Annotated in this window: 27 protein-coding genes; 13 read left to right on the forward strand and 14 right to left on the reverse strand. The window is 31.5% G+C overall.

What is annotated here, in order from left to right:
- Both ABD730_RS07105 and ABD730_RS07110 read left to right on the forward strand, forming a co-directional pair.
- On the forward strand, nt 1-627 hold the full coding sequence (locus ABD730_RS07105; protein WP_344713564.1) for a hypothetical protein: 627 nt from the start codon (nt 1-3) through the stop codon (nt 625-627).
- Nucleotides 627-1,421, forward strand: coding sequence for an ABC transporter ATP-binding protein (locus tag ABD730_RS07110; RefSeq protein ID WP_334467357.1), 795 nt, complete (start codon nt 627-629; stop codon nt 1,419-1,421). Before ABD730_RS07105 ends, ABD730_RS07110 begins: the two co-directional genes overlap by 1 nt.
- A gap of 58 nt (nt 1,422-1,479) precedes the next feature.
- Here ABD730_RS07110 and ABD730_RS07115 read toward each other — a convergent pair whose 3' ends face one another.
- A complete protein-coding gene (locus ABD730_RS07115; RefSeq protein ID WP_344713566.1) occupies nt 1,480-2,043 on the reverse strand; it encodes an adenylosuccinate lyase in 564 nt (187 codons plus the stop codon).
- A gap of 39 nt (nt 2,044-2,082) precedes the next feature.
- Between ABD730_RS07115 and ABD730_RS07120 the strand changes: the two genes are divergently transcribed.
- Nucleotides 2,083-2,556 (forward strand): heme-binding domain-containing protein, encoded by a 474-nt coding sequence (locus ABD730_RS07120; protein ID WP_334467361.1) that lies wholly within the window; start codon nt 2,083-2,085, stop codon nt 2,554-2,556.
- A gap of 73 nt (nt 2,557-2,629) precedes the next feature.
- Nucleotides 2,630-3,862 carry a glycosyltransferase gene (locus tag ABD730_RS07125; protein WP_344713569.1) on the forward strand — a complete coding sequence of 411 codons (1,233 nt, stop codon included), beginning with the start codon at nt 2,630-2,632 and terminating at the stop codon, nt 3,860-3,862.
- A 24-nt stretch (nt 3,863-3,886) separates the two neighbouring features.
- On the opposite strand, the gene ABD730_RS07130 is transcribed toward ABD730_RS07125, so the two are convergent.
- The 7 genes from ABD730_RS07130 to ABD730_RS07160 all read right to left on the reverse strand — a co-directional run bounded on the left by ABD730_RS07130 (nt 3,887) and on the right by ABD730_RS07160 (nt 9,254).
- Nucleotides 3,887-4,756 carry an RluA family pseudouridine synthase gene (locus tag ABD730_RS07130; RefSeq protein ID WP_344713781.1) on the reverse strand — a complete coding sequence of 290 codons (870 nt, stop codon included), beginning with the start codon at nt 4,754-4,756 and terminating at the stop codon, nt 3,887-3,889.
- Nucleotides 4,757-4,809: 53 nt separating this feature from the next.
- Nucleotides 4,810-4,995, reverse strand: coding sequence for a hypothetical protein (locus ABD730_RS07135; protein ID WP_344713571.1), 186 nt, complete (start codon nt 4,993-4,995; stop codon nt 4,810-4,812).
- 328 nt (nt 4,996-5,323) lie between these two features.
- Complete coding sequence (locus ABD730_RS07140) at nt 5,324-6,163, reverse strand: hypothetical protein (protein WP_344713573.1); 840 nt, start codon at nt 6,161-6,163, stop codon at nt 5,324-5,326.
- A 75-nt stretch (nt 6,164-6,238) separates the two neighbouring features.
- Nucleotides 6,239-6,973 carry an SDR family oxidoreductase gene (locus ABD730_RS07145; RefSeq protein WP_215925284.1) on the reverse strand — a complete coding sequence of 245 codons (735 nt, stop codon included), beginning with the start codon at nt 6,971-6,973 and terminating at the stop codon, nt 6,239-6,241.
- A gap of 7 nt (nt 6,974-6,980) precedes the next feature.
- Nucleotides 6,981-7,820: a haloacid dehalogenase type II gene (locus ABD730_RS07150; RefSeq protein ID WP_344713577.1), complete on the reverse strand. Its 840-nt coding sequence runs from the start codon at nt 7,818-7,820 to the stop codon at nt 6,981-6,983.
- Nucleotides 7,821-7,841: 21 nt separating this feature from the next.
- Nucleotides 7,842-8,444 (reverse strand): TetR/AcrR family transcriptional regulator, encoded by a 603-nt coding sequence (locus ABD730_RS07155; protein ID WP_334467372.1) that lies wholly within the window; start codon nt 8,442-8,444, stop codon nt 7,842-7,844.
- 135 nt (nt 8,445-8,579) lie between these two features.
- Entirely contained in the window at nt 8,580-9,254 is a 675-nt protein-coding gene (locus ABD730_RS07160) for an SIR2 family NAD-dependent protein deacylase (protein ID WP_344713580.1), read from the reverse strand.
- A 151-nt stretch (nt 9,255-9,405) separates the two neighbouring features.
- On the opposite strand from ABD730_RS07160, the gene ABD730_RS07165 reads away from it, so the two are divergent.
- Nucleotides 9,406-10,065 (forward strand): TrmH family RNA methyltransferase, encoded by a 660-nt coding sequence (locus tag ABD730_RS07165; protein WP_344713582.1) that lies wholly within the window; start codon nt 9,406-9,408, stop codon nt 10,063-10,065.
- Between the two features lie 154 nt (nt 10,066-10,219).
- Here the strand turns inward: ABD730_RS07165 and ABD730_RS07170 are convergent, their stop codons facing one another.
- From ABD730_RS07170 to ABD730_RS07180, 3 genes are all read right to left on the reverse strand, one after another.
- Nucleotides 10,220-11,020 (reverse strand): carboxypeptidase-like regulatory domain-containing protein, encoded by an 801-nt coding sequence (locus ABD730_RS07170; RefSeq protein WP_215925279.1) that lies wholly within the window; start codon nt 11,018-11,020, stop codon nt 10,220-10,222.
- A gap of 178 nt (nt 11,021-11,198) precedes the next feature.
- On the reverse strand, nt 11,199-13,082 hold the full coding sequence (locus tag ABD730_RS07175) for a DEAD/DEAH box helicase (protein WP_334467380.1): 1,884 nt from the start codon (nt 13,080-13,082) through the stop codon (nt 11,199-11,201).
- 284 nt (nt 13,083-13,366) lie between these two features.
- Nucleotides 13,367-13,939, reverse strand: a complete 573-nt coding sequence (locus ABD730_RS07180; protein ID WP_334467383.1) for a non-canonical purine NTP diphosphatase — start codon at nt 13,937-13,939, stop codon at nt 13,367-13,369.
- Nucleotides 13,940-14,032: 93 nt separating this feature from the next.
- Between ABD730_RS07180 and ABD730_RS07185 the strand changes: the two genes are divergently transcribed.
- The gene (locus ABD730_RS07185) at nt 14,033-14,992 is read left to right on the forward strand and encodes a DUF4421 family protein (RefSeq protein ID WP_334467384.1); all 960 of its coding nucleotides are present in this window, start codon (nt 14,033-14,035) and stop codon (nt 14,990-14,992) included.
- Nucleotides 14,993-15,152: 160 nt separating this feature from the next.
- Nucleotides 15,153-15,452, forward strand: a complete 300-nt coding sequence (gene hpf, locus ABD730_RS07190; protein WP_334467386.1) for a ribosome hibernation-promoting factor, HPF/YfiA family — start codon at nt 15,153-15,155, stop codon at nt 15,450-15,452.
- A 43-nt stretch (nt 15,453-15,495) separates the two neighbouring features.
- Here hpf and rlmH read toward each other — a convergent pair whose 3' ends face one another.
- A complete protein-coding gene (gene rlmH, locus ABD730_RS07195) occupies nt 15,496-15,969 on the reverse strand; it encodes a 23S rRNA (pseudouridine(1915)-N(3))-methyltransferase RlmH (protein ID WP_215925274.1) in 474 nt (157 codons plus the stop codon).
- A 198-nt stretch (nt 15,970-16,167) separates the two neighbouring features.
- On the opposite strand from rlmH, the gene nadC reads away from it, so the two are divergent.
- Both nadC and ABD730_RS07205 read left to right on the forward strand, forming a co-directional pair.
- Nucleotides 16,168-17,025, forward strand: a complete 858-nt coding sequence (gene nadC / locus ABD730_RS07200; protein ID WP_334467390.1) for a carboxylating nicotinate-nucleotide diphosphorylase — start codon at nt 16,168-16,170, stop codon at nt 17,023-17,025.
- Between the two features lie 73 nt (nt 17,026-17,098).
- Complete coding sequence (locus tag ABD730_RS07205) at nt 17,099-18,088, forward strand: YihY/virulence factor BrkB family protein (protein ID WP_334467392.1); 990 nt, start codon at nt 17,099-17,101, stop codon at nt 18,086-18,088.
- Here the strand turns inward: ABD730_RS07205 and ABD730_RS07210 are convergent.
- Together ABD730_RS07210 and ABD730_RS07215 are read right to left on the reverse strand one after the other, a co-directional pair.
- On the reverse strand, nt 18,081-18,815 hold the full coding sequence (locus ABD730_RS07210) for a LytR/AlgR family response regulator transcription factor (protein ID WP_344713589.1): 735 nt from the start codon (nt 18,813-18,815) through the stop codon (nt 18,081-18,083). The two genes, ABD730_RS07205 and ABD730_RS07210, sit on opposite strands and share 8 nt — an antisense overlap.
- Nucleotide 18,816: 1 nt before the next feature.
- Entirely contained in the window at nt 18,817-20,592 is a 1,776-nt protein-coding gene (locus ABD730_RS07215; RefSeq protein WP_344713591.1) for a tetratricopeptide repeat-containing sensor histidine kinase, read from the reverse strand.
- 168 nt (nt 20,593-20,760) lie between these two features.
- Between ABD730_RS07215 and ABD730_RS07220 the strand changes: the two genes are divergently transcribed.
- The 4 genes from ABD730_RS07220 to ABD730_RS07235 all read left to right on the forward strand — a co-directional run bounded on the left by ABD730_RS07220 (nt 20,761) and on the right by ABD730_RS07235 (nt 24,417).
- Complete coding sequence (locus ABD730_RS07220; protein WP_344713593.1) at nt 20,761-21,288, forward strand: hypothetical protein; 528 nt, start codon at nt 20,761-20,763, stop codon at nt 21,286-21,288.
- A 46-nt stretch (nt 21,289-21,334) separates the two neighbouring features.
- Nucleotides 21,335-21,766, forward strand: coding sequence for a hypothetical protein (locus ABD730_RS07225; protein ID WP_344713595.1), 432 nt, complete (start codon nt 21,335-21,337; stop codon nt 21,764-21,766).
- 12 nt (nt 21,767-21,778) lie between these two features.
- Nucleotides 21,779-22,612 carry a hypothetical protein gene (locus tag ABD730_RS07230; protein WP_344713597.1) on the forward strand — a complete coding sequence of 278 codons (834 nt, stop codon included), beginning with the start codon at nt 21,779-21,781 and terminating at the stop codon, nt 22,610-22,612.
- 110 nt (nt 22,613-22,722) lie between these two features.
- On the forward strand, nt 22,723-24,417 hold the full coding sequence (locus ABD730_RS07235) for a hypothetical protein (RefSeq protein ID WP_344713599.1): 1,695 nt from the start codon (nt 22,723-22,725) through the stop codon (nt 24,415-24,417).
- The last annotated feature ends 25 nt before the right edge of the window (nt 24,418-24,442 follow it).

A 24,442-nucleotide genomic window follows, 5' to 3' on the forward strand; every position in this document is an offset into this window, starting at 1 on the left:
ATGATAATAGAAACTGTAAATTTCTGGAAGAGAAATACAATTAAGATTAGTTTTATTGCTTTATCATTTTCAGTATTGTTAGGCTGTAAAACGTATCAGCCTACTAAAGAACTTCAAGCCGTTTTTAATCTTCAAGAGTTAAAAGATCTTGAAACTATAAGAACCTTTTTTATTAAGGATATTATGGATTTAAAGGAAGAAGATTTTCATTTAACATTTAGAAGTAAAATTGAAAGATTGGAAGCTTCGGGGTTTGCCACAATAAGTCCTAAAAAAATAAAACAATTATTTAATTCTATTTCAAAATCTACTTTTGATGAAATATGGGAAATAAAAAAACAAAAGCGAAGTAGAAACAACGAAGGCTCTTATGAGTATTTTGTGCCTAAACGAAATAGTAAATATTATGACTTTTTAAATCGTGTTACCAAACATAATTCTATGGTCAAGCAATATTATGATACCACAATAAAAGCAGGCGATTTTAATCATTCATCAATGCTAAAATACACCTCTGATAATACCTTAGATTTTGATTTAAAAAACACAAATGTCCAAATTGTAATGGCTATTCATTATATTTCAATTTGTTATGAAAATAATATTGCTAATCAATTAATCTATTAGTGTTACAATCTAAAGACAATATCATTCTTAAAGTAGAGGATTTAGCCATTGGTTACAACACCAAAAAGGTTGAAACTGTTGTTGCCTCAAACATAAATTTTGAATTAGAAAAAGGACAACTTATTGGTTTAGTAGGAGCCAATGGTATTGGTAAATCCACTTTATTGCGTACCTTAATTAAGGTACAGCCTGCTTTGTCAGGTAAAATATTGCTTAATAGTAAAGATTTAAAATCAACATCAACCATAGCGCTTGCAAAGCAATTGAGTATTGTATTAACAGAGCCTTTATTATCTAAAAATCTTTCGGTTTTTGAATTGGTTGTATTGGGAAGACATCCTTATACCAATTGGATAGGTAATCTTTCTGAAGACGATTTAACTATCGTTAATAATGCGTTAGAGTTAGTTAATATTTCTGAGTTAAAAGATAAAAAATGTTACGAGCTTAGCGATGGTCAGCTGCAAAAAGTAATGATTGCTCGTGCTTTAGCTCAAGATACAGATGTGATTGTTTTAGATGAACCAACAACACATCTCGATATGTATCATAAAGCATATATATTAAAATTGCTTCAAAAATTAACTAAGGAAACAGGTAAAACCATTCTGTTTTCATCTCATGAGATTGATTTGGCCATACAATTATGTGATACCATGATTGTAATGCAAAAGGATAAAGTCGTGTGCGATCAACCTTGTCGTTTAATTACTTTAGGGGTTTTTAATTCGCTTTTTCCAAAGGATTTAATTGTTTTTGACAATACATCAGGAAGTTTTAGAGTCTCTAAATAGTTTCAGTTTTTAACTTGGCTTTTTTGTGGCTTTGCAATAAATTTTTGTTGCTGTAGTGCTAACGTTTAATTTTTTTTAAAATCTGTTTGGCACGAGCTTTAAAACCTGAACTTTGTATCTGAAAATCACGCTCTAAAATAATTATCAATTCAGGGTGTATCCAATCATATTCAAGTCCTAGTAAGTATAGCGCATTCATAGCATAAGCTTTTGGTGCAATTTTTTGGTCACTAATCATCCAATCAAAACAAGCTTCTGTGATTTTTTCTTTATGTGTTTCTGTTAGATGGGTTTTAATTAAATGGTCCGTTTTAGAATAGTTGGCTTTAATGAGGTATTCACAAATTTTGGCAACAGGTCTAACGGCTGGATCTAAGTGAACTTTTGATATGTTTTTGGTAAATGTGTTAAGATGTGGAATAATAGCCTCTAATTTTTCACCACACATAAACTCAAAAACCCAAGCCGCTCTGCATGATATTTTATCATCTACATCAAATAAAATTTCTAAAAGAGGTGTGATTATTTCTGGGTTATCAATAACGAGATAGGCATATTTTAATCGCTTTTCGCGTGAATGATTTACATAATTTAATTCTTTATAGAGTTCTGCTTTGGTCAATAGAAAATGATTAATTTAGAAGTCTAAAATTAATTAAAAATGAAGATTCTCAAAAAAATAGGCGGTTTACTTTTAGTTGTATTTATAGTTGCTCAGTTTTTTGGGCCAGAAAAAAATGAAGGAGATCTAACTTCGGTTGCAGCTTTTTTTGAGGAGACTAATCCACCAGATGATGTAAAAATGCTTCTAAAAAATGCGTGTATAGATTGTCATAGCGATAGTACACGTTACCCATGGTATAGCCAAATAACACCTATTAATTATTGGATGGCAGATCATGTAAAACATGGTTCAAAACATTTGAATTTATCTAAATGGAACGATTATGATGATAAGAGAAAAGATCATAAACTCGAAGAATTGATTGAAATGGTTGAGGCTAGAGAAATGCCTTTAGATAGTTATACTTGGGCACATAGCGAAGCTAAATTATCGCAAGAGCAAATAGATGCCATGGTTGCTTGGGCAAAAATGGCACGTTTAAACTATGTGTTTTTAAAAGAACCTCAATAAACTAATTATATCATAAAACGTCACTGCTTTTTACTCTTACCTTTGTAGTGATACAGTTTTTTAGAATTTTCTCATGAGAAAAAAAATACTCATTATCGGTTTTGTTTGGCCAGAGCCTAAAAGCTCTGCGGCAGGTAGTCGTATGTTGCAATTGATTGCTCAATTTCAAAAACAAGGCTATGAGGTAACGTTTTGCTCGGCAGCTAAAACGTCTGCTAATACATTCGATTTAAGTCGTATTAATGTTGAAATAAAACCAATTCTATTAAATGATTCGTCTTTTGATGCCTTTGTAAGAGCCCTAAATCCCAATATTGTATTGTTTGATCGTTTTATGACTGAAGAGCAATATGGATGGCGTGTTTTAGAACAATGCCCAAATGCTCTTAGGATTTTAGATACCGAAGATTTTCATGGTTTAAGAAAAGCTAGGGAAGTAGCATTAAAGCAAAATAAAGCTGTTGGCTTAGAGCATTTACAAAACGATACTACTAAGCGTGAAATTGCGAGTATTTACCGTTGCGATTTAAGTTTAATGATTTCTGAAGTAGAGATTGAAATTCTAACGCAACAGTTTAAAATTGACAAAAGTTTACTTTATTATTTACCGTTTTTATTAGATCCTATTTCTAAAGTTGAAATTAATCAGTTGCCAACATTTGAAGAACGCCAACATTTTATAACCATTGGTAATTTTATTCACGCTCCAAACTATGATGCTGTTTTGTATTTAAAACAAACTATTTGGCCGTTAATAAGGAAGCAATTACCAACGGCAGAGCTTCATATTTATGGCGCTTATGCATCTCAAAAAGTAACACAGCTTAATAAACCAAAAGAAGGTTTTTTTATTAAAGGCTTTGCTGAAGATGTCAATGAAGTGATGCAAAAAGCTAGAGTTTGTTTGGCTTCATTACGTTTTGGTGCAGGATTAAAAGGAAAACTAATAGATGCTATGAAAAATGGGACTCCTTGTGTAATGACAAGCATTGCTGCCGAAGGTATGTTTGGCGATTTAGATGAGAATGGATTTATAGTAGATCGTCCTGATGCTTTTGCAGAAAGAGCAATAGACTTATATTCTAATTCTGAGATATGGCATACGAAACAGCAAAATGGATTTACAATTTTAAATCAACGGTTTAATAAGGAGAATTTAGAAGAAGGATTGAAATCTAAGATAGAAACGCTTTCTATTAATATAAGTGGGCATCGAGAAAATAACTTTATAGGACAATTATTTATGCATCAATCTATGCAAAGCACTAAATATATGAGCAAATGGATTGAAGCTAAGAATGGTTAATTTTTATTTGTTTTTGCCTTTTTTCTATTGTAGAACGTCAAATAGTTTTTTAAAGTTTAGAGGAAATTCATCTTTAATATAAAAGGCTTCGTTTGTAAATGGGTGTGTAAATTTTAAAGAATAGGCGTGGAGGTATAAACCTTTTCCATTTAAAATAAGTGGTTTCTTTCCGTAATCTTTATCCCCTAAAATAGGGTTTCCTATACCAGATAAATGCTTCCGTAATTGATGTCGTCGTCCAGTAAAAGGTTCTAATTCAACGAGATTGAGTTGTTCAAATCTTTGAGAAGAAACGGTTTGATGTACTTTGTAGTTAGATTTACAGGGTTTTTCATCAACTTCAGTTGTAATACTACCTTCGGTTTTCATTTTACCAATCGTAACGGCATAGTAGGTTTTCTTAATCGTTCTATCTTCAAATAATTTATTTAAAGCGCGAATGCTGCTGCTTGTTTTTCCTATTAATAAAATACCTGTGGTTGCAAAATCTAAGCGATGAACAGGTTGTGGTTGTGTAGCATCTTCTAAAGGACTTGGTTTTAGATTTTGAATTAATGCATTGGCAATAGTTTTAAAGTGATTGCCACTAACTAAAATTCCACCTGGTTTATGGATAACAGCTAAATAATCATCCTCAAATAAAACAGTCAGTTTAAATATTAATCTCTTCTTTGGAGGCTCATTTTTAGGAACGGATAGTGTAATTGTTTCACCACCATTTATATATGTTGCAGAAGTGGCAGTAACACCATTAACAGAAATATAATTTTTTTTTAGAGCTTTTTTTAAAGCTGATTTTGTGGGAAATGCATTAAAAATTCCAACACCATATTCTTGAAGACGAATAGAAGCACAGCGTTTGGGTACAATATGTGATTCAGTGGTTTTGATAATCTTATATTGTTGTGTTTAAAGTATGTTACTTATTTAGATAAGTTATGATATGTTTATTTACGAGTTTTTAAATTGCCAAAGAATAAAGCTGTTAAAAGCAATCCTATTCCAATACCTATAGTAGACCCTTTACCTAAATCCGTTAAATGTATGTAATGAGACAGTGTTTGAGAAACAGCAATCATAAATATTCCAATAGATAAAAGTATCAATGTTTTTTTCTTCGTTATTGTTTTCATTTATGTGTGGTTTTGAAATATTAGTAATTCAAAATTAAAATTTGTTACACTGGTACAAAAGTGTTTAGTGCAATTGTTCGAAGTTAACTGAAAATGTTAGCTGTTGCAAGTTCAATAGATTAAAACTAGGACATAAAAAAAAGCCATTATTTAATAATGACTTTTTTGTGAAAATGAACAGAACTATTAATCAAATAGTACTTTATGAGATAGTTTTTTTTAACTATTTTCTAAAAACGCCTTAATTATAGAGGGTTGCTCTATTTTAATAGTAGATGTTCAAATAAGCGTAATCAATTTTCCTTTTTCAATTTATTGTTTATAGTATTTATTTTTGAAAATCTTCTATTTTCAAATTATTATTAAACGTAATATTAGTCCAATTAACGTGTATCCATGGTAGTTCTGTTACTTCAGCATTCCAATTAGACTTTTTGTACTTTCGTTTGGTTGGAATTAAAATACCATCAATTTTTTCGTATTCCAATCGCATTAAATTAGGAGTTTCCATAGCTCCAAAATCTGCAACAGTAAAAAGAAATTGATCTACTAATTGCGTTTTTTTATTGATATAGATTTGGTAAATATCTGTAGGTTTATCGTTTTCTGAAGTAAAAGATACTTTTACAATATCGTAATCTTTTTCATCTATTTTGATATCACCTAGATAGTCATATTGTAATCCAGGGTCTAAAAGTTTGGGCATCATAGCAAACCAATAAAAATTTGTTGGTCTGTTAAAAGCTACACGCTTCAAATAGGTGGTGTCGTTTAGTATGGTTTTATTATGTTTTAGCCAAAACTCTTTACCATCATAACCTTGTTCAATTAATCCTTCGAGATTAGGAAGAGTTCTTTCGTGTTGTGTATAAGCACCGTAAGATAACTCACCGTTAAAGATGTATTTTTCAGTACTCACATCTTTTTTTCCATCTGGAGTTTGGTAGGTGTAGGTGTAAACCACATCTTTTTTATTGAGAAGTGTTTGGTAATTCCCTGTTTTTTGAGTGAGGTTATAAACTAATTCATGTCCTTTATTCTCAAATGTTTTGTTTGCTTTTTCTGTTTTAGTTTCGGGTTTTTTAGCTTCAGTTTCTGTTTTTGAACTGTTAGTATTACAAGCGCTTAAAATTAAGCAGGTCATAATTGTTAGTGTGTAGATTTTCATTAGGTATGTTTTGTTCTAGTGGTTGTTTTAATAAAATATTTTAAGGGATTGTAAATTTGTTAAAGCTTTTAAATATTACACCAATGCACCATTGGCACCAATAACTTGACCAGAGATCCATTTAGAATCGTCACTAGCTAAAAATAAGACAACTTTTGCTATGTCTAAAGGCTGTGCAAGTCTGTTAAAGGCATTCATATTACTAAGTTTGTCAATAAATTCTTGTGATTTACCTTTCATAAAAAGTTCTGTTTCAGTAGCGCCAGGAGCAAGAGCATTTACAGATATTCCTCTGCCAATTTCTTTAGAAAAGACACGTGTCATTTGTTCAACAGCAGCTTTTGAAGCTGAATACAATGCGTAAGTAGGAAACATTAGTTTTACCGTACTTGAAGAAATATTAATGATATTTCCGTTGTCTGATAACTTGTGATATGCTTCTTGTAAAGTATTAAAGATGCCTTTTACATTAATATCAAACTGTTTTGAAAAATCGTCTTCTGTGTTATCTTTTAATTGTTTTGAAATCATAACACCAGCATTATTTACTAATACATCTACTTTGCCATAAGTTGAAATGGTTTTATCAAATAATTCTGTGACGTCTATTTTACGGCTAACATCGGCTTTAATTGCGATTGCTGATCCGTTATTTTTGGTAATTGTATCTACCGTTTCTTTAGCTTCTTTAGAGCTATTGGAATAATTCACAACAACTTTAGCACCATTTTTAGCTAATTGAATAGCAATCTCTTTACCGATGCCTCTTGAAGCACCTGTTACGATGATAACTTTATTTTCTAGGGTCATTGTTATTTTATTTTAGAGCGATTAATTGTTCCGCTATTAATTTTAAATTAGGTTCGTTAATTTCTGGTGTTGGTGCTAAAGGATATAATTGTGCTCCTGGTCTGCTAACAAAAGCACCTCTCCATCCTGCCCAAATGGCACCTGCAATATCCCAACCATGAGCTGCAACTAATAAACATTCGCTTGGTTTAATTTTCATTTTTCGAGCTGCCCAATCGTAAGCATCAGAATGCGGTTTAAATTTGCCCATGTCTTCAATGCTTAAGCGTTCTTCAAAATAATCTAATAATCCAGAATTTTTAAATTGTGTTTCTACACCTTTATTAGAAGAGTTTGTAAACGATACTAATTTATAACCGGCGCGCTTTAATTCATCTAAAGCTTGTTTGACTTCAGGGTGTGCAGGCAGTGAGCGTATTGGTCCTAATATAGCTTCTCTTGCATCGCCTTCAGAAATTGTAATTCCATGGTTTGCTGCAACCATTTGTAAAGCTGCTGCTCCCACAATTCCAAAGTCATTATATTGTCTTCCTACTGTTTCAACTAATGAATATTGTAGCATAGTAGTAAACCATAATGGTAATAAATCACTTCTATTACCTAAAACCTTACCTACACTTTCTTTCATTGCCGTAAGATCTAGTAATGTTTCATTGACGTCAAAGAATAAGACTTTAGGGCGAGTTAAATTTTTGGGTGTTACATTTTGATCTTCAGTATTGGCCGAAAACCCAAATTGTGGAATGGTGGCTCCTGCTAAACCTAAAATTGCAGATTTTTTAATAAAATTTCTTCTGTTGTTTGTGGCCATGTTTTTTTTCTTTTTTTCTTCTTCTTTTATAAACATACTATGTAGTATGTTTGGTAATTAAGCTTTTAATTGGTCGATATATAGTTGTAGTCCCAAAATATAATCGTCTAAAATATCATCATCATTATATAGTTTTCTAATACCTCTGATGCCTTCAAAAGCGCTGATTAAATAAATAGCAATGGCATTGTTTGCGTATTTTTTATTGATTGTGTTTTCCTTTTTTCCTCTTTCTATTAAATGAATTAAAGCAGCCTTCCATTCTTCAATAATTCGCTTTAAAGCGATTTGATAAGCTTCTTCTTCATCAGCAATTTCATTAATAAAGTTATTCATTGGGCAGCCGTGCTGCTTATCAAACAATGAAAATGATTTTAATCGTCTTGAAAATGTATCTTCTAAAATTTCTAAAGCATTTCCATCCTGATACAATGGCGTAATCATACCGTCATAAACTCGCTTTTGTATTTTAGAACTAATAACTTCTACACCGAGTTCTTTTTTGTTTTTATAATGATGGTAGAAAGCACCTTTGGTAAGATTAGTTGCTTTCATGATCTTGTCAATACTAGTCGTTTTAAACCCGTTTCTATAGAACAATTTAAAAGACTCGTTAAGAATTACTTGTTTGGTGAGTTCGGATTTTTGTTTTTGTTCCATAGCACAAATATATATAAAAAATACTAGTTAGTATGTTTTTTTTGTTTGACTATAGAATTACTCATAGATTATTGTATGTTTAATAACAACTTATATCATTAATCTAGAAGTGAAGTTTTGGGTGAAAACTTTTATTTACTTTAAAAGCTCTATGAGTTCTTTTGTTCCTTCGGTTGCAGATTTGGCAATGACAGTAACTCTGCTATTATTTGTTATGGCTGGTTTTGGGTCAATGTAATAAATAGTAGTGTTTGGCTGTACATAATCTATTAGGCTTGCAGCAGGATAAACTTGCATGCTTGTGCCAATAATGATAAGAATATCTGCGGTATAGCATATATTAATAGCAGTTTCAATTTCGGGAACTGCTTCACCAAACCAGACGATATGCGGACGTAATTGATATCCTTTATCGCACATATCTCCAAGATTAATGTCTTCTGTGCATTCTCTGATATCATTTGGGTTTCCTGTACTTCTTACTTTTCGTAATTCTCCATGAAGGTGAACAACATTAGTACTGCCGGCACGTTCATGCAAGTCGTCTACATTTTGGGTAATTATGGTGACTTTGTAATCGTTTTCAAGGGTAACTAAATCGTTATGTGCTTGGTTAGGCTTTACTTCTTTTAATTGTTGTCGCCTTTGGTTGTAGAAGTTAAGAACTAATTCTGGGTTGCGTGTAAAGCCTTCAGGTGAAGCCACTTCCATAACATCATGTCCTTCCCAAAGGCCATCTGCATCTCTAAAAGTTTTTATACCGCTTTCGGCACTTATTCCTGCTCCTGTTAATACTACAATATGTTTCATTGTATAAAAATACAAGTTTTCTATTATTGTTAAGACCTAGGTCTGGGCAATTTGTTTGTTTTTGAGTTTTTGCAATAGTGCAGCTAGAGGTTGTGTTGTCATTCGTTTAAATGACTGTTAGATTTCAATTTCATTTTCCTATTTTTGAATTATGCAAGACTTAAAACTTTTAGAATACTTAGAAACGTTTTTAACCGAAAATAGAAGTGAACGTTTTAAAAAAGTATTACCATTTCGTACCAAACATTTTACTGTTGCAACAGAAGATGTGTATCAATTACATAATACAAGTGCTGTAATGCGATCGTGTGATGTGTTTGGGATACAGGAATTAAATATTGTAGAAGAAGTTAATTCTAAAAGTATAGATCGCGAAATAGCGATGGGAGCTCAAAAATGGGTAGATCTTAATCGGTATACTTCTACTACAGATTGTATAAAAGATTTAAAGGCAAATGGCTATCAGATTGTGGCAACAACTCCACATATTGACGATTGCGAGTTAATAGATTTTGATATTAAAAAGAAGTCTTGTTTTTTCTTTGGAAGGGAAACCGAAGGTTTATCTCAGCAAGTAATTAATCAAGCCGATTGTTTTCTTAAAATTCCGATGGTTGGTTTTACCGAAAGTCTAAATATTTCAGTTTCGGCAGCGATAATACTTCAGCATGTTACAGCACAATTGCGAAAATCTGAAATAGATTGGCAATTGACTGAAGACGAAGTTATAGAAAAACGTTTTGATTGGATTAAGAAAACGATTAAGGATTATGATGCTATTGTTGAGCGGTTTTATGCCAAGAAATCCTAGGGCTGTAACTACATTTGTTATGCGCTAGTATTAATGGAAGCGAGATTGTTATTGCTGAGCAGTAGAGTAAATTAATTGAGTATAAGCCTTTGTGCTTCGGCTTTATAAGCGTTTTAAATAGGTGATAAGGGTATAAAATGAGTGCTCAAAAAGTTTAGTTTTTCTTAGCACTTGAACGATCTTTACTACGCTTAATTACTTTGTATTCTTCATAACATTCACTAATGGCATCTAAAATTTGAAGGTCATTAGCTGTGTTTATAAAATCTTTAGAGTAATTACATTGGTTCACTATTTCGTCTAAATCGAATTTAGTCACTTGTAATAAAACAAGTAGCATTTCTCTGTCAAAGCGCTTTGCTAATTGATTTCTAATCTCATCATTCTCCTTCATTTTCTTTAACTTATGCATCTCATTAGGTTTTCGGCCAAACATATTGTATAAGAAATCTGCTGGATTAAAAATAGCACCTAAAACTTTGGTTGCAATATTAGGTTTGCCAGCTTCGTAACCTTGGCCAGGTAAACCAGAAATACGATAACGGTTATTAGAGGTTACAGGAACTTGTTTCATATCTACCACTAAGTAACCTGTTAATTCAAGTTGCTTTACAGTAACTTCTTCTAACGCTAAAGCGAGTTCTGTCATTTGGATTTTGGTGTCTCCAAATTTTAACCAGTCATTGGTAACTCTAACTTTAATAGATTTATAACCTAAGTAAGATAAATGTAATGTATCGTTAACTTTTGCTTTTATTTCAAATACTCCATCATCGTTTGTTGCAGTTCCTATAACTTGATTGATGTTTACAATATTTGCTTCGCTTAAAGGTAGTTCTGTAGAGGCACTAACAATTGTACCTTTTACTTTAGTAGGCGTTGTTGTGGCTGTGCTGTCTTGACTATAGCTGTTAACTGTAGTTAAGCATAAAAATAGAATTAATAAATGGCGCATGTACTTGTGTTACGCAGTAAAGGTAATAAACTAAACGGATTTAACATATTGCACATTTATTTTTGACTTAATATTAACTTTTTAGAAGTTGATTGTTGATTTGTAATTTATCATAAAAAAAACCAAAACCTAAAGTAATGCTTTAAGTTTTGGTTTGAGTTTATTGTATTTAGATAACTTAATCTCTTCGTCTAGAACGTCTTGGTCTGTCTGAAACAGATCCGCTAGATTCTGATCGTCTATCTCCTTTTGAATCGTTAAAACTTCGATCTCCTCTGTCTTTTCTTGTATCGTCAGATCGTCTGCTGCGTCTATCTCCTCCAGAAGGACGTCTATCACTAGAAGAACGTCTGTCTCCTCTTGGTTTATCGTCACGTCTACGACTTCCGCCAGAACGTCTATCGTTGCCACCACGACCTCTTCCGCCGCTTCTGCCACCACGACTTCTGCCTTTGTCTTCACTAACTTCTACATTAACAAAACGACCTTCGTGTTTAAAATCTGTAAAAAAGGCTAAGACTTTTTCTTGTAATGCTTTTTCGGTATTAAAGAAAGAAAAGCTATCCTTAACATCAACTTTAAAGACATCGTCACGTCCTAATTCTAATTGTTCTTTTAAGAAATCTTTCAATTTCATCCAGTCAAAACCATCTTTACTACCAACGTTAATAAAATAACGAGAGTCGTTAGATTGCTTGCCGTAATCACGTCCGCCATCTCTATCGCTTCCACGAGATTCTACAACACCTAAATCTTTCGATTTTTGATAGTAGTTAAAGAAACGGTTAAATTCTACAGAGAAAAATTTCTTAATTAATTCATCTTTATCAGTATCTGCGAATAGTTCGTTGATGCTTTCTAGATGCTTATCAATTTCATGATTTGTTTCTGTTGTGTGAATTTTATTCGCTAAAGACATTAATTGTACTTCAACAATATCACTTCCAGAAGGAATTTCTTTTTTATCGAAATCTTTCTTAATAATACGTTCTATACTTTTTATCTTTCTCACTTCACTTTTAGAAACAATAACCATAGACACTCCTGTTTTACCAGCACGTCCTGTTCTACCAGATCGGTGTGTATAGGTTTCTATTTCATCAGGAAGTTGATAATTAATAACGTGTGTTATATCATCGACATCAATACCACGTGCAGCAACATCTGTTGCAACTAACATCTGTATTTGTTGATTTCTAAAAGATTTCATGACCAAATCTCTTTGGTTCTGACTTAAATCTCCGTGTAATGCACCTGCAGAGTAACCATCTTCAATTAAGTTTTCGGCTACTTTTTGTGTGTCTCTTTTTGTACGACAGAAAATTACAGAAAAAATATCTGGATTAGCATCTGCCAAACGTTTTAAGGCTTGGTAACGATCTCTAGCGTTTACTAAATAGTATTCGTGCGTTACGTTGCTTGTGCTTTCATTTTTATTACCTACAGTAATTTCTGTAGGGTTGTACATGAATTTCTTTGCAATGGTTGCCACTTCTTTTGGCATTGTTGCAGAAAATAACCATGTGTTTTTGTCTTCAGGTGTATGAGAGAGAATATCAGTAATATCTTCCTTAAATCCCATGTTTAGCATTTCATCAGCCTCATCTAAAACGCTGTATTGTATTTTAGAAATATCAACCATTCTACGGCTAATCATGTCTTTCATACGACCTGGTGTTGCCACAATAATTTGTGCGCCACGTTTTACGGCTCTTGCTTGATCAGAAATACTAGATCCACCATAAATAGCAACTACATTTAAGCCTTTGCAATATTTACCGTAAAGTTTAAGTTCGTTGGTGATTTGTAAACAAAGTTCACGAGTAGGAGATAAGATAAGACCTTGTGTGGTTCTACTATCAATATCTATTTTTTGCAACATCGGAAATCCGAAAGCTGCGGTTTTCCCTGTACCAGTTTGTGCCAAAGCAACTAAGTCTTTGTCTTCTTCTAATAATAAAGGGATTGCTTTTGCTTGTACTTCACTTGGTTTTTCAAAACCTAAGTCTGTAATAGCTTTGATAAGGTCTTCATTAAGACCTAATTCTTGGAATGTGCTCATTCTTGAGTATATGTATTCGATTATATTCTTTTGGTGTTACAAAAGAAGCGAATCGACATACTAAACACTTAAACTTCTAGGTAACACATCCTCACTCTGAGGAATATACAAAATCCAATCATGGATTTTTTGCAAGGTGCAAAGCTACAACAATTAATTGGATAATCAACTTTTGTTGCTTTTATGTTTGGTAATGTGTTTTAATTCAGTATGTTATTTTGGTTGAGAAGGGGGCGCACTCGATAATGATTAATGATAAGGTTTTTACAAACCGTTGTTTTGTATTAGTTTTTTAAAAACTCTACCAGTTTAGAAACTGCCTTTCCTCGATGGCCTATTTTATTTTTTTCTTCCAAAGAAATTTCAGCAAATGTTTTGTCATAACCATTGGCTTTAAAGACGGGATCGTATCCAAAACCTCCATCGCCATGTTTTTGAGTTGTAATAATACCTTTGCAAATTCCAGTAAACGTATGTAGTTTGCCATTAAGATGTAATGCTATGACGGTTTTAAACTGTGCATTACGGTTGGTTTTATGTTTAAGTTCTGTAAGTAATTTTTTAGTGTTATCTTCAGCATTGCGTTGCGGACCAGCATAACGTGCTGAAAATACGCCTGGCTCACCGTTTAAAGCGTCGACTTCTAAACCTGTGTCATCAGCAAAACAATCGTAACCATAATGGTTTTTTAGGTATTCGGCTTTTTGTATGGCATTACCTTCAATTGTAGGTTGGGTTTCTGGGATATCTTCATCACAAGCAATATCTTTTAAACTTAAAAGTTTAATGTGTTGTGGTAACATACTTTGAACCTCTTTGAGTTTATTTAAGTTATTAGTTGCGAAAACAAGTTGCATATGATGGTCTTATTTAATGTAATTTAGCTTTTGTAAAAATAGAAATCTATTTTAATCTCATTTGTCAAAATAAAACATTTTAACATCACTGTAATGATAAGGCTTTATTTACTTTTAGTTTTTTGTTTCAGTTTCTTGGCTCTAAACGCACAAGATATTGAGGATTTAGATTCTTTACTTATTGATAGAGATATTGAAAATTATTCTATTCGTGTGTTTTCCAATTTTAAAGTTAATAAATTCAGTATAAAAGATGATGATTCTAAAGTAAAGTTTGTGCCCAATAATAGATATGGTTTGGGTGTCGGTTTTGCAAATAGTAAAGTTATAGTTGATATTGCATTTAATATTAAAAATTCAAATAAAGAAGAAACAAAAAAGTTTGATCTACAAGGAACTACTATTTTAAAGGATCAATACTACGTCAATGTTTATGCACAAACCTACAGGGGGTTTAATGTAAAAAATGATTTTGATGAACCTACGACTTTTAGAAGTGATATACGTTCTGTAAGTATTGGTTTAAATTATTTATACACTTTTGATGATATAGAGTTTTCTTATGCGCTTTTGAAGGCCGGTTTGTTTGAAAAACGAAATAAAGATATCTATATAACAGGAGGAATAGGGGCTTTTGGAGGTTTTGATTACTTTTCTGCAAATTCTAGTGTTTTAGATGAATCAACAAGTCCTTATTTTAATGACCGTGGAAATATTAAAAGGTACCAAGGTCTTGCATTTGGAGTTTTAGGCGGACTCATTTCTTATTTCAAACTTCCAGAGGATATTACGGCAACTGTTAATGTAATGCCAGGAATAGGTCTAGTGAGTAAAAAAATCACAACACAAGACGAAAGTTATATGCCCTCTAGTCCAATGTTATATAAATTAGACTTTCTAATAGGTTTAAGTTATAATTTTAAACAGTTTTATGTTAGTTTAACTTACAGTAATGGTTCTTATAATACAGATTTTGATTATGGGAATAATTACGGATTAAACCTTACTAAAGCGAAACTAGCTGTGGGTTATAAGTTTAAGCAAAAAGGGTAAGCCTTAAATGATACAACCGGAATTTATTTGCTCTATTTATAGTTGTTTTTGACAGGATAAATTAAAAAAATTATAAATTTATTATGATAATTATCAGTCGTAGAATTGACTAAATCTTGTATCTTAGTGAAAAGAATAATTCATTAAAACAAGATAGATTATGACGGTAAATTTTCAATATGTAAACATTGATGCAAGCGAGACACTTTCAGCATTAACAACAGAAAAATTAGAAAAATTGGCTAATAAATTCGAGTTTCTAATTTCAGCTCAAGTATATTTTAAACATGATGAAAAAGATCATGAAACGGGTAAGATTTGTAATATAGAGTTAAGCTTGCCTGGTCCACGTATTTTTGCGAAATCGAACGAGAAAAATTATGAAATGGCAATGAATGAAACGATTAACGATTTAACAAGACAACTTAAAAAACGTAAAGAAGTTTATAAAACACACTAATTGAAAAACGTTTCGACGTTTAATACCAGAGGGTTTATAGTTTTTAGCGATGATGATAGGGTTCATTTCTAAGGATTGTAAACCCTCTGTACAATTGTTCTATAAAGAACAAACGTACCATTTGATGCGAAAATGTCATTTTAGATAAGCTTAATTTTCCGTTAGCTCTAAGGTAAACGGCATCCGAAAATCCATAAGGTCCACCAATAACAAAGATTAAGGTTTTTATTCCAGAATTCATATGTTTTTGTAAGTAATTCGAAAACGCTACGGAATCTAATTGTTTCCCATTTTCATCTAACAAAATTAAAACATCAGAAGTTTGCGTTTTTGCTAAAATTAATTCGCCTTCTTTTTCCTTTTGTTGTGCTTCAGATAAATTTTTAACCTTTTTTAAATCTGGAATAATATCAAACTCAAATTTTATATAATGCCCTAAACGTTTTGAATAATCAGCAATTAAAGCAATTAAGTTTTTATTGTCGGTTTTGCCTATGGCTATAAGTTTTATTTGCATTGTAGTGTCTGGTCGAGCGCAGTCGAGACCTGGTTTAATGACCTCTCGACTGCGCTCGAGGTGGCAAAATCTGCCTAATTGAATTTCAAATTTAAGGATTTAAAAGCATTCAAAAAGTTTGTCCCTTTATAATTTGACATTTACTTTTTGATATTTTTTACCTTTCAATTCCTATTTTTACAACAAATATGTATTCAGATGATTTCAAAAGCACAGTTTGATAAAGAAATAGAGTTGATAATAGCTAATGCCATTAGAGAAGATGTTGGTGATGGCGACCATAGTTCTTTAGCATGTATTCCTGCTTCTGCTCAAGGAAAAGCTAAATTACTAGTAAAAGACAAAGGTATTATTGCTGGAGTTGAATTTGCAAAGCAAGTTTTTGCCTATGTTGATGAGAACATGAAAGTAGAGACATTAATTGAAGATGGTCAAAAAGTAAAACATGGAGATATTGTGTTTTATGTAGAAGGTGCATCGCAATCTATTCTTAAAGCAGAGCGTTTAGTGTTGAATGCTATGCAACGTATGAGTGCCATAGCTACAAAAACTAGAGAATTTGTAGATTTATTAGAAGGTACAGGAACAAAAATTTTAGATACTCGAAAAACCACTCCAGGTATTAGAGCTTTAGAAAAATGGGCTGTAAAAATTGGAGGTGGAGAAAATCATAGATTTGCCTTATACGATATGATTATGTTAAAAGATAACCATATTGATTTTGCAGGTGGAGTTGCAAAAGCAATTAACCAAACTAAGCAATATCTAAAAGATACAAATCGTGATTTAAAAATTATTGTTGAGGCTAGAAATTTAGAAGAAATTAAAGAAATATTAGATTGTGGTGGTGTTTACCGAATTCTGATTGATAACTTTAATTATGAAGATACTCGTAAAGCTGTAAAGCTAATTGGAAACCAATGTTTAACAGAGTCTTCTGGAGGAATTAATGAAAATACAGTTAGAAAATATGCAGAATGTGGTGTCGATTTTATTTCATCTGGTGCCTTGACGCATTCGGTATATAATAAAGATTTGAGTCTAAAAGCGGTTTAAGGATTTGTAATTTCAATCTCAGTATTTAATCCTTTTTTATAAAATTATAAAGCTAAAGGCTAAGCGCCAAATTATGTCTAAATCCACAGAAGATAAATTAAATAAAATTCCAGTCCTGAATTTAATTGTGCGCTTTTTTAAGCAGATTAAATTACCTGGATTTGAAGGTTTGTCTGTATACGATTTGTTAGAACTTTATATAAAAGGTATTATTAATGGCGCACTAACAACTAGAGCTAGTGCTATTGCTTTTAGCTTTTTTACAGCTATTTTTCCATTTTTACTTTTTGTAATTATCATTATACCACATATTCCTATTGATGGATTTAGAGGCGATTTCTTAGATTTTTTAAATTCTATATTACCACCGCAAACTTCAGAGTTTTTTATAGATAGTATTTTTCAAGATATGAGTAGCAATACCAGTGGAGGTTTAATCTCTTCTATATTTTTACTGTCTATTTTTCTAATGGCAAATGGGGTAAATGCTGTTTTTTCAGGTTTTGAAACGTCTTATCATAAACAATTGTATCGAAATATATTTAAGCAATATATCTATGCTATTGGTGTAGCATTAATTCTCGCGTTTCTTTTGTTGTTAACTGTTGCGGTGTTTGGGTATTTTCAGATTTATGTGATTAAACCTTTGTATGAAGGATTAAGCGGTCATGCCATTACCGAAGGTGATAAAGGTGTAGGTTGGATTATCTTTGCAAAGTACTTGTTTTTTGTTTTAATGACCTATTTAGCAACGGCTACATTATATTATTTTGGAACTAAAGAAGGAAAGGCATCTAAATTCTTTTCCGTTGGAGCGTTACTTACAACTTTACTCATAATGTTAACATCCTTTTTGTTTGGGATTTATATAGAAAACTTTTCGCAGTACAATGAGCTTTATGGTTCTATTGGAGCTCTATTAATTTTATTGCTTTATTTATGGCTTAACTCTAATATTTTACTTTTAGGTTATGAATTAAATGCATCACTTCAATTTTTAAGAAAGCATCCAAGAGCAAAAAAAGAAATTAAACAAAAGGATTTTGAAAGCTTGATTAAGTAAAATGTTTCAAAAATTCATCTTTGCGTCTTACCGAAATTGGAACTTGTGCGTCATTAGACATTAGTACATAACTCTGTTTGCCTTTATAGTATTTTTTAACGTGATCTATATTTATTAAATGTGATTTATGAGTTTTAAAAAATGCATTGTCACCTAATAAATCCTCGTAGAATTTTATAGGTTTTGAGACCATTGATTTACCTTCTTTTGTGAAAATATGTGTGTAACTAGTGTCGGCTTCTAAATGAATAATATCTTCAACTTTTAAAGTTTCAAATCCTGTTAATGAGGGAATGGTAATAACTTTCTTTTGGTCTGGTTTTAGGTTTTTAAACAAATTTTGAAGTTGCTGTCCCATATTTTGATGTAATAAATCTGCTTTTAAACGTGTAATAGCATGATTAAAATCGTCAGAATCTATAGGTTTTAATAAATAATCGAACGCGCTAAATTTGAAGGCTTTAATAGCGTAATTGTCAAAAGCGGTCGTAAATATTATTTTAAAGTTTACATCATTTAATTCTTGTAAAAAATCAAATCCTGTTTTATCGTGAATTTTAATATCTAAAAACACCAAATCGGGTTGTAATTGTGGTACCATTTTTAGAGCGTCATCTACGGTGTCAATTACAGCAAGTATATTAAACGTGTTTGGGAGTTGTTTGGTAAGGCTTAAAATACGGTCTGAGCAATGAGCTTCATCATCTATGATTATCGTTTTTATCATGCTAAAATGCCAGTTCTATTGGTAGTGAAACATCTATTCTTGTGCCTTCGGTTTTATCAATAATTTCAACAGTGCCATTGGTGTTTTTGAGTTTGTTAATTATTTCAATCCTGCTTTTGGTAATTGCCATTCCCATAGATTTATTATTAGTTGAAGTGGCTTTTTTACGACCAATACCATTATCGTCAACACTACAAATAAGCATGTTTTTTTCTGTTTTAAAGGAAATGTTTATAAGTCCAACACCCTCTTTTTGTGCTAAACCATGAATAATACTATTTTCAATAAACGGTTGGAGAATCATTGGTGGTACTAAAATGTTTTCAGCATCAAGGTTAGGATCTATAGTAATAGTATAATTAAATTTAGAGTTGAAGCGTTTACGTTCAATATCCATATAGGTTTTAAGCAAAGAAATATCGTCACTTAAAAGGATTTCTTTTTTTTCTGAATTTTCTAAAGTGAGACGCATTAGCTTGGCAAATTTACTCAGGTAGTCGCTTGCAGATTGTGTGTCATTTTTTAAAATGTAATCACCAATTGAGTTAAGCGAATTAAAGATAAAATGCGGATTCATTTGCGAGCGTAAGGCTTTTAATTCGGTATCAGACACCTTTGCGTTAAATTCGGCTTCCTTAGATTTTGAAACGGCTTCTTGCTTTCTTCTGTACAATATAAACCCGATTAAAGAGGCTAGAACTAATCCGGAACCGCCAATAAGCGAGGCGTTTTTGATGGATTTTTGACGTTCAATTTCGACTTCAGAAATAGCTTTATGTTTGTCGGCTTCGTATTGAATTTCTTTTCGAGATATTTCAAGTTTTCGATCTACATTTATCAAGCTATCTCTTAAAACAATATGTTTTTGGTAGGTGAGTAATGCGTTTTTATAATCTCCTTTTTCGGCATACACATTAGCTAAAGTTTTTAGAGCCGTGTTTTGTGTCGATAAACTATTTAAGGCTTCATTTAATTTTAAACTGTTAGTGGCGTAATATTCGGCTTTTTCAATATTCTTATTTTGTAAATGTACTTCGGCTGCATTTGTGTAAGCAGTGACGCGTAAGCCTTCAATATTGTGTTGTTCTATTAAATCTAAGCTTTCATTAGTACTTGTTAATGCGTCTTCCAAAAATCCAGCATTAGCTTGTACAATGCTTAAATTGGTTTTTATGTTTGCAATAAATATTGTGTGCTTATTTTGTTCTGCACCTACAAGTGCTTTTTTATAATAATAGATAGAAGAATCTAATTTTTTTTGATCTCCATAGATATTGCCAATATAAAACTGTGTGCTGAATTTACTTTTGTTTTCAGGATTAATTAATAGCGTTTTAAAACTTTTTAGGGCTTTGTCATATTCTTGTTGCTCATAATATATAAGTCCGATATTGGTAAGTACACCAACCTCATATTTTTTAAATTTCTGTTCTTTTTCAAAAATGGCATAACTCTTTTGGTAATAGTTTAAGCCTTCTAAAGGGTCAGACAAGAAGTAATGGTTTATAATTCCTAAATTGTTATAAGAAATGGCAATGCCTTTGGGGTAATTAAGTTGTTTAGAAATTGCTAATGTTTTATTAACATAAGTTGTCCATGTGGTATCAGCAGGAGTTAAAAACATTTTTCTTGCAACATACTTAATTCTTAAGTTCACATAAGTGGTGTCTTTGTTTTTGTAATTCTGAATTACATTTTCTAACGAATCAATCATTTTATTCTGTGAAAAACAAAACGTAGAAATTAGTAAAAAGATGGTAATCAGTAATGTTTTCATCTAGTGATTTAGTTAATAGCTGGCTTAAAAATAGTAATTAATTGTTGAAAATAAGCCACAAAATCAACGTTAATAAATTCAAAACCAACGATAATAGGTTGATTATAGCCTATAACTATAAATAGTTATTCCTTTAGATGTAATTAACTTATTAATAATTCAAAAAAAATGAAAACGAAACGTAGTATTCTAAACATCGCCTTAATTGCTTTGCTAACTGTAAGCTGCTCAAGCAGCGATGATAGTTCAGGAGATAATACTGTTTATGGAATTATTCAGTTGTCTGGACCAGATACTTCTGAAATAGGCAGCACTTTAACCGTTGGAAATATTAATGCAGATGCTTTAGGCTCAACAGGAACTTCAAGTTCTGTGGTGCTTGCAGATGAAAATACAACCTTTGAAAATGGTGTGCCTAATCCAACCGATTTTTCTAATGGTTTTATCATTGTTGCAGCAGAGTTTGATGATAATGCTGTTGTTGATAAAACAATTTCAATGACTATTCTTAAAAATGGTGAAGAGTATAGGTATGTATGTTCTACACCTCCAACAAGTGCCGCAGATAATATGGATTGTGGTGTAGGGTTTAGTACAGATAAAGTCGCAAAAGAAGTGAAGTTTGATGACACCACTGTTATTAATGTAGATACAGGAACTATTTTAACTATGAATGGTACGATTAATTATGATTGAAAATGAAATTTCAAAAATCATGTAATAACGCAGTAATATATACTTTATGAAATCAATCCGTAGGTTGTCTCGTTATATTTCTATAGGCTTGTTTATAGGTCTTTTTATGCCAATGAATGTTTGGTCTCAATATAAACGAATTAAACCACCAAAACGAAAATCTAAAATAACAAGTGTAGATAATTTTGTAAAGCATTCTTTTGAATTGTATCATAAGGTTTTTGTGTATGATAGTTTAACAAAAGTAGGTGTAGAAGTGCCTGCAGAAATTGAAGATGAATTAATGGAGCATGCAGAAAGAGATGCAGATAGTCTTTGGCAGGAAGTGCCAGATATAGCAGAAGCGATTAGCGATGCTCCTTTTATGAAACAAGCAAAAGCGACCTTTAATTTAAATAGAACAAAAAAGGCATTGAGGTTTTGTATGCTTTCTGTAAAAGCTTATTTCATGGGAACAGAAGATGATGAAGATAATTAAAAACCAATATTTATGAATTCTTATATCGCGTTTGTAATATTTTGTTTTGGTCTTCTGTCTGTAAATGCCCAAACTTATAAGGCTGCTTTTAGGGCAGATGTGTGCTCTTGTTTAGAGGAAGAAAGTCTAAAACGTACACTTACAGAAAATACATTTAAAGCGTGTTTAAGGGAGACGCTTCCTAAATATGCTGTACAAATTGATGCAGAAATTGTAGAACCAGATGTCAGTAAAAAATATTATAAAGGCCAGTTAGCTCGAAAAGCATTACTATTTGCAATGCAATACGAATTAATTTATAGCTGTGATGTGTATTTTAAACACCTCGATTACCAAAGAACTAGTCAAAAATTAATTGCGCGAGAAAACGCAAAAGAAAGTGATTTAGAAAAGTACAATCAAATGGTCGCTTTAACACCAAACGCAATGGCTTATTTTATGCGCGCTCAGTTACAATTTAATTTAGGAAATATTAAAGCATCTGAAGCTGATGTTCTTAAAAGTTTAGAAGTTAATCCTAATAAAGAAAATGAAAAAGCAACGAGACACGAATTGTTGTTATTGGCTTCTATATATGAAGAACAAGAAGATTTTAGTGCAGCCGTTGCGCTCTACGATAAGATATATATAAGCGATTATGATGTAGAAGTAGCTAGGTTACGTGCGCTTTCAGATAAAAAAGCAGGTGGTACTATTGCTAATATTTCAAAAATAGGACAGGTTGAAGTAATAAAAGACAACACATCTTTAAAAACCATAGAAAAAACCTCTCGTCGTAAAAGTAGAACTCACAAACTAGAAAAAAAGAAAGACTCTTCTTCATTACGTAAGCTACTTAAATTGTAAAATAAATTATTAGTTGTTTTCTTATCGTTAAGGTATTTCCGATTATTTTGATTTCTAGGAGTATATGACTAACTTTCAGCCTTAATCATAAAAAATAAACCAACCAACAAATGAACAATTCTACTAATAATCTGTCAAAAAGTAGTTTATTAACATTGTGTCTTATTCTTTTTTTTTCTATCGTTAATTCACAAAATTTCAATGAACAAGTAGAGGCTATTGCTTCAAACTTTGAAACTGTCGAGGCCTCAAAAGCGCAATTCAGTCAAGAAATGAAAGTTATTTCTTCTGGTTATGTTGTTTTGACAATAACAGAAGTAAATTCTAAAGGAGAAACAGAAGCTGTTAATTACGAATTTAGTTTTTCTGATATTGATATTAATACTGTAAGGAGTATTACTAAGAAGGATCTTATCCTAGTTCAATTGTTTATTAAAGGAAAACAAAAACTGATTAAAAAAAATGAAGACGGAGGAGATAAAGTAAGTTATATCGATGAGCTCTTTTTGTACGCAAAAGATATTGATAATGGAAGACATATCTCAGAAGCTATAAAAAATATTATTCCGTTAAATGAAACTTTAGAAAAAAATAAACTGTCACTTAATACGTATTCAGACCATTTGCAATGGTTAATGGATAATGTAGCAGAAGTAGATTATTCTAAAAAACAATACATACAAAAGCTAAGCAATGACTCTAAGCAAAACGGATACGCTAAGTTGGAGACCATAGTAAACGCTAAGAGTAAATCTTCAAACGAGGATTACGAATTTAACTTTGCGGTTTTAAATCCTAATAGCATAGATTTTAAAATTAAAAGTGATGAGTTTTATATTGAGGTTTCAACAAGAAGAAACATAAAAAATATCAAAACTTTTGAAAATGATATTCAGCAAAGTTTTATAAATAAGTTGGAATTTTATGCCACAAGCATAGAAAATGGAAAAGATATTTACAAAGTTTTGAAGGCTATTATTCCTTTGGCAGAAGAGGCTTTTGAAAGTTCTAAGCCAAAAATAGACACCAGATCTGATGCTATTAGTTACTTAAATAGTGTTATAGCTCAAGTTGCATCAGAAGACAAAGCTTTTACACAAGCTATTACAGACGATTGTGTTACAGATTTAGAAGTAAAGTTAGTGACTAGTAAAGCTAATGAAGATCATAGTTACACCTTTAATTTTATTGATATAAATAGTGATAATATAGATTATAATTCTCAAAAGGATTTACTGTTTGTATCCTTAAATGCCAATCAGAAAAATAAGTTTATAAAACATGTAGAAAATGGAGTATTACAAAACTATGATGATGATACAAGGATATATGTTAACTCTATTGAAGAAGCGATGATTGCTAAAGAAGCTTTTCAGAATATTATTAAAAGCTGTTTAGATATGGTAAAAGAAACTAATGATATTGATGAAAAACAAGGCTTAGAAAATCTCACAGAAGCTATAGGAATTGTTAAAATTAATGAAGATAACTATGAGCAATCTATAGAACTTGTAGATAAAGAAGCTCATATTGTTAAGCTTACTCATATTTTTTCAAATGCTAAAAAGAGTGAAGAAGAAGTGTACGAATTTGGGCTTAAGGATATTAATTCTAAAAGTGTGGTAATGACAACTTCAGGGAAAAAAGTACAAGTAGAAATGAATACGAAGTATTTTGAAAAAATTATAAAAACCTATAAAGATGGTGAGATAAAAAGCTATGGTAATAAAATTGTTATTGAAGCATCAAGTATAGAAAATGCAAGAGAGATAGTACAGTTGTTTAGTGCTATTACTCAAGATTAAAATAGAGAGCTTAGCTGTTTGTTGC

This window comes from Winogradskyella damuponensis (genome assembly GCF_039538385.1).
Classification (GTDB): Bacteria; Bacteroidota; Bacteroidia; order Flavobacteriales; family Flavobacteriaceae; genus Winogradskyella; species Winogradskyella damuponensis.

Coding starts and splice junctions, on each gene's coding strand:
- ABD730_RS07105 (WP_344713564.1), top strand. CDS start 1: ATGATAATAGAAACTGTAAATTTCTGGAAGAGAAATACAATTAAGATT.
- ABD730_RS07120 (WP_334467361.1), top strand. CDS start 2,083: ATGAAGATTCTCAAAAAAATAGGCGGTTTACTTTTAGTTGTATTTATA.
- ABD730_RS07125 (WP_344713569.1), top strand. CDS start 2,630: ATGAGAAAAAAAATACTCATTATCGGTTTTGTTTGGCCAGAGCCTAAA.
- ABD730_RS07135 (WP_344713571.1), bottom strand. CDS start 4,995: ATGAAAACAATAACGAAGAAAAAAACATTGATACTTTTATCTATTGGA.
- ABD730_RS07140 (WP_344713573.1), bottom strand. CDS start 6,163: ATGAAAATCTACACACTAACAATTATGACCTGCTTAATTTTAAGCGCT.
- ABD730_RS07145 (WP_215925284.1), bottom strand. CDS start 6,973: ATGACCCTAGAAAATAAAGTTATCATCGTAACAGGTGCTTCAAGAGGC.
- ABD730_RS07150 (WP_344713577.1), bottom strand. CDS start 7,820: ATGTTTATAAAAGAAGAAGAAAAAAAGAAAAAAAACATGGCCACAAAC.
- ABD730_RS07155 (WP_334467372.1), bottom strand. CDS start 8,444: ATGGAACAAAAACAAAAATCCGAACTCACCAAACAAGTAATTCTTAAC.
- ABD730_RS07160 (WP_344713580.1), bottom strand. CDS start 9,254: ATGAAACATATTGTAGTATTAACAGGAGCAGGAATAAGTGCCGAAAGC.
- ABD730_RS07165 (WP_344713582.1), top strand. CDS start 9,406: ATGCAAGACTTAAAACTTTTAGAATACTTAGAAACGTTTTTAACCGAA.
- ABD730_RS07170 (WP_215925279.1), bottom strand. CDS start 11,020: ATGCGCCATTTATTAATTCTATTTTTATGCTTAACTACAGTTAACAGC.
- ABD730_RS07175 (WP_334467380.1), bottom strand. CDS start 13,082: ATGAGCACATTCCAAGAATTAGGTCTTAATGAAGACCTTATCAAAGCT.
- ABD730_RS07180 (WP_334467383.1), bottom strand. CDS start 13,939: ATGCAACTTGTTTTCGCAACTAATAACTTAAATAAACTCAAAGAGGTT.
- ABD730_RS07185 (WP_334467384.1), top strand. CDS start 14,033: ATGATAAGGCTTTATTTACTTTTAGTTTTTTGTTTCAGTTTCTTGGCT.
- hpf (WP_334467386.1), top strand. CDS start 15,153: ATGACGGTAAATTTTCAATATGTAAACATTGATGCAAGCGAGACACTT.
- rlmH (WP_215925274.1), bottom strand. CDS start 15,969: ATGCAAATAAAACTTATAGCCATAGGCAAAACCGACAATAAAAACTTA.
- nadC (WP_334467390.1), top strand. CDS start 16,168: ATGATTTCAAAAGCACAGTTTGATAAAGAAATAGAGTTGATAATAGCT.
- ABD730_RS07205 (WP_334467392.1), top strand. CDS start 17,099: ATGTCTAAATCCACAGAAGATAAATTAAATAAAATTCCAGTCCTGAAT.
- ABD730_RS07210 (WP_344713589.1), bottom strand. CDS start 18,815: ATGATAAAAACGATAATCATAGATGATGAAGCTCATTGCTCAGACCGT.
- ABD730_RS07215 (WP_344713591.1), bottom strand. CDS start 20,592: ATGAAAACATTACTGATTACCATCTTTTTACTAATTTCTACGTTTTGT.
- ABD730_RS07220 (WP_344713593.1), top strand. CDS start 20,761: ATGAAAACGAAACGTAGTATTCTAAACATCGCCTTAATTGCTTTGCTA.
- ABD730_RS07225 (WP_344713595.1), top strand. CDS start 21,335: ATGAAATCAATCCGTAGGTTGTCTCGTTATATTTCTATAGGCTTGTTT.
- ABD730_RS07230 (WP_344713597.1), top strand. CDS start 21,779: ATGAATTCTTATATCGCGTTTGTAATATTTTGTTTTGGTCTTCTGTCT.
- ABD730_RS07235 (WP_344713599.1), top strand. CDS start 22,723: ATGAACAATTCTACTAATAATCTGTCAAAAAGTAGTTTATTAACATTG.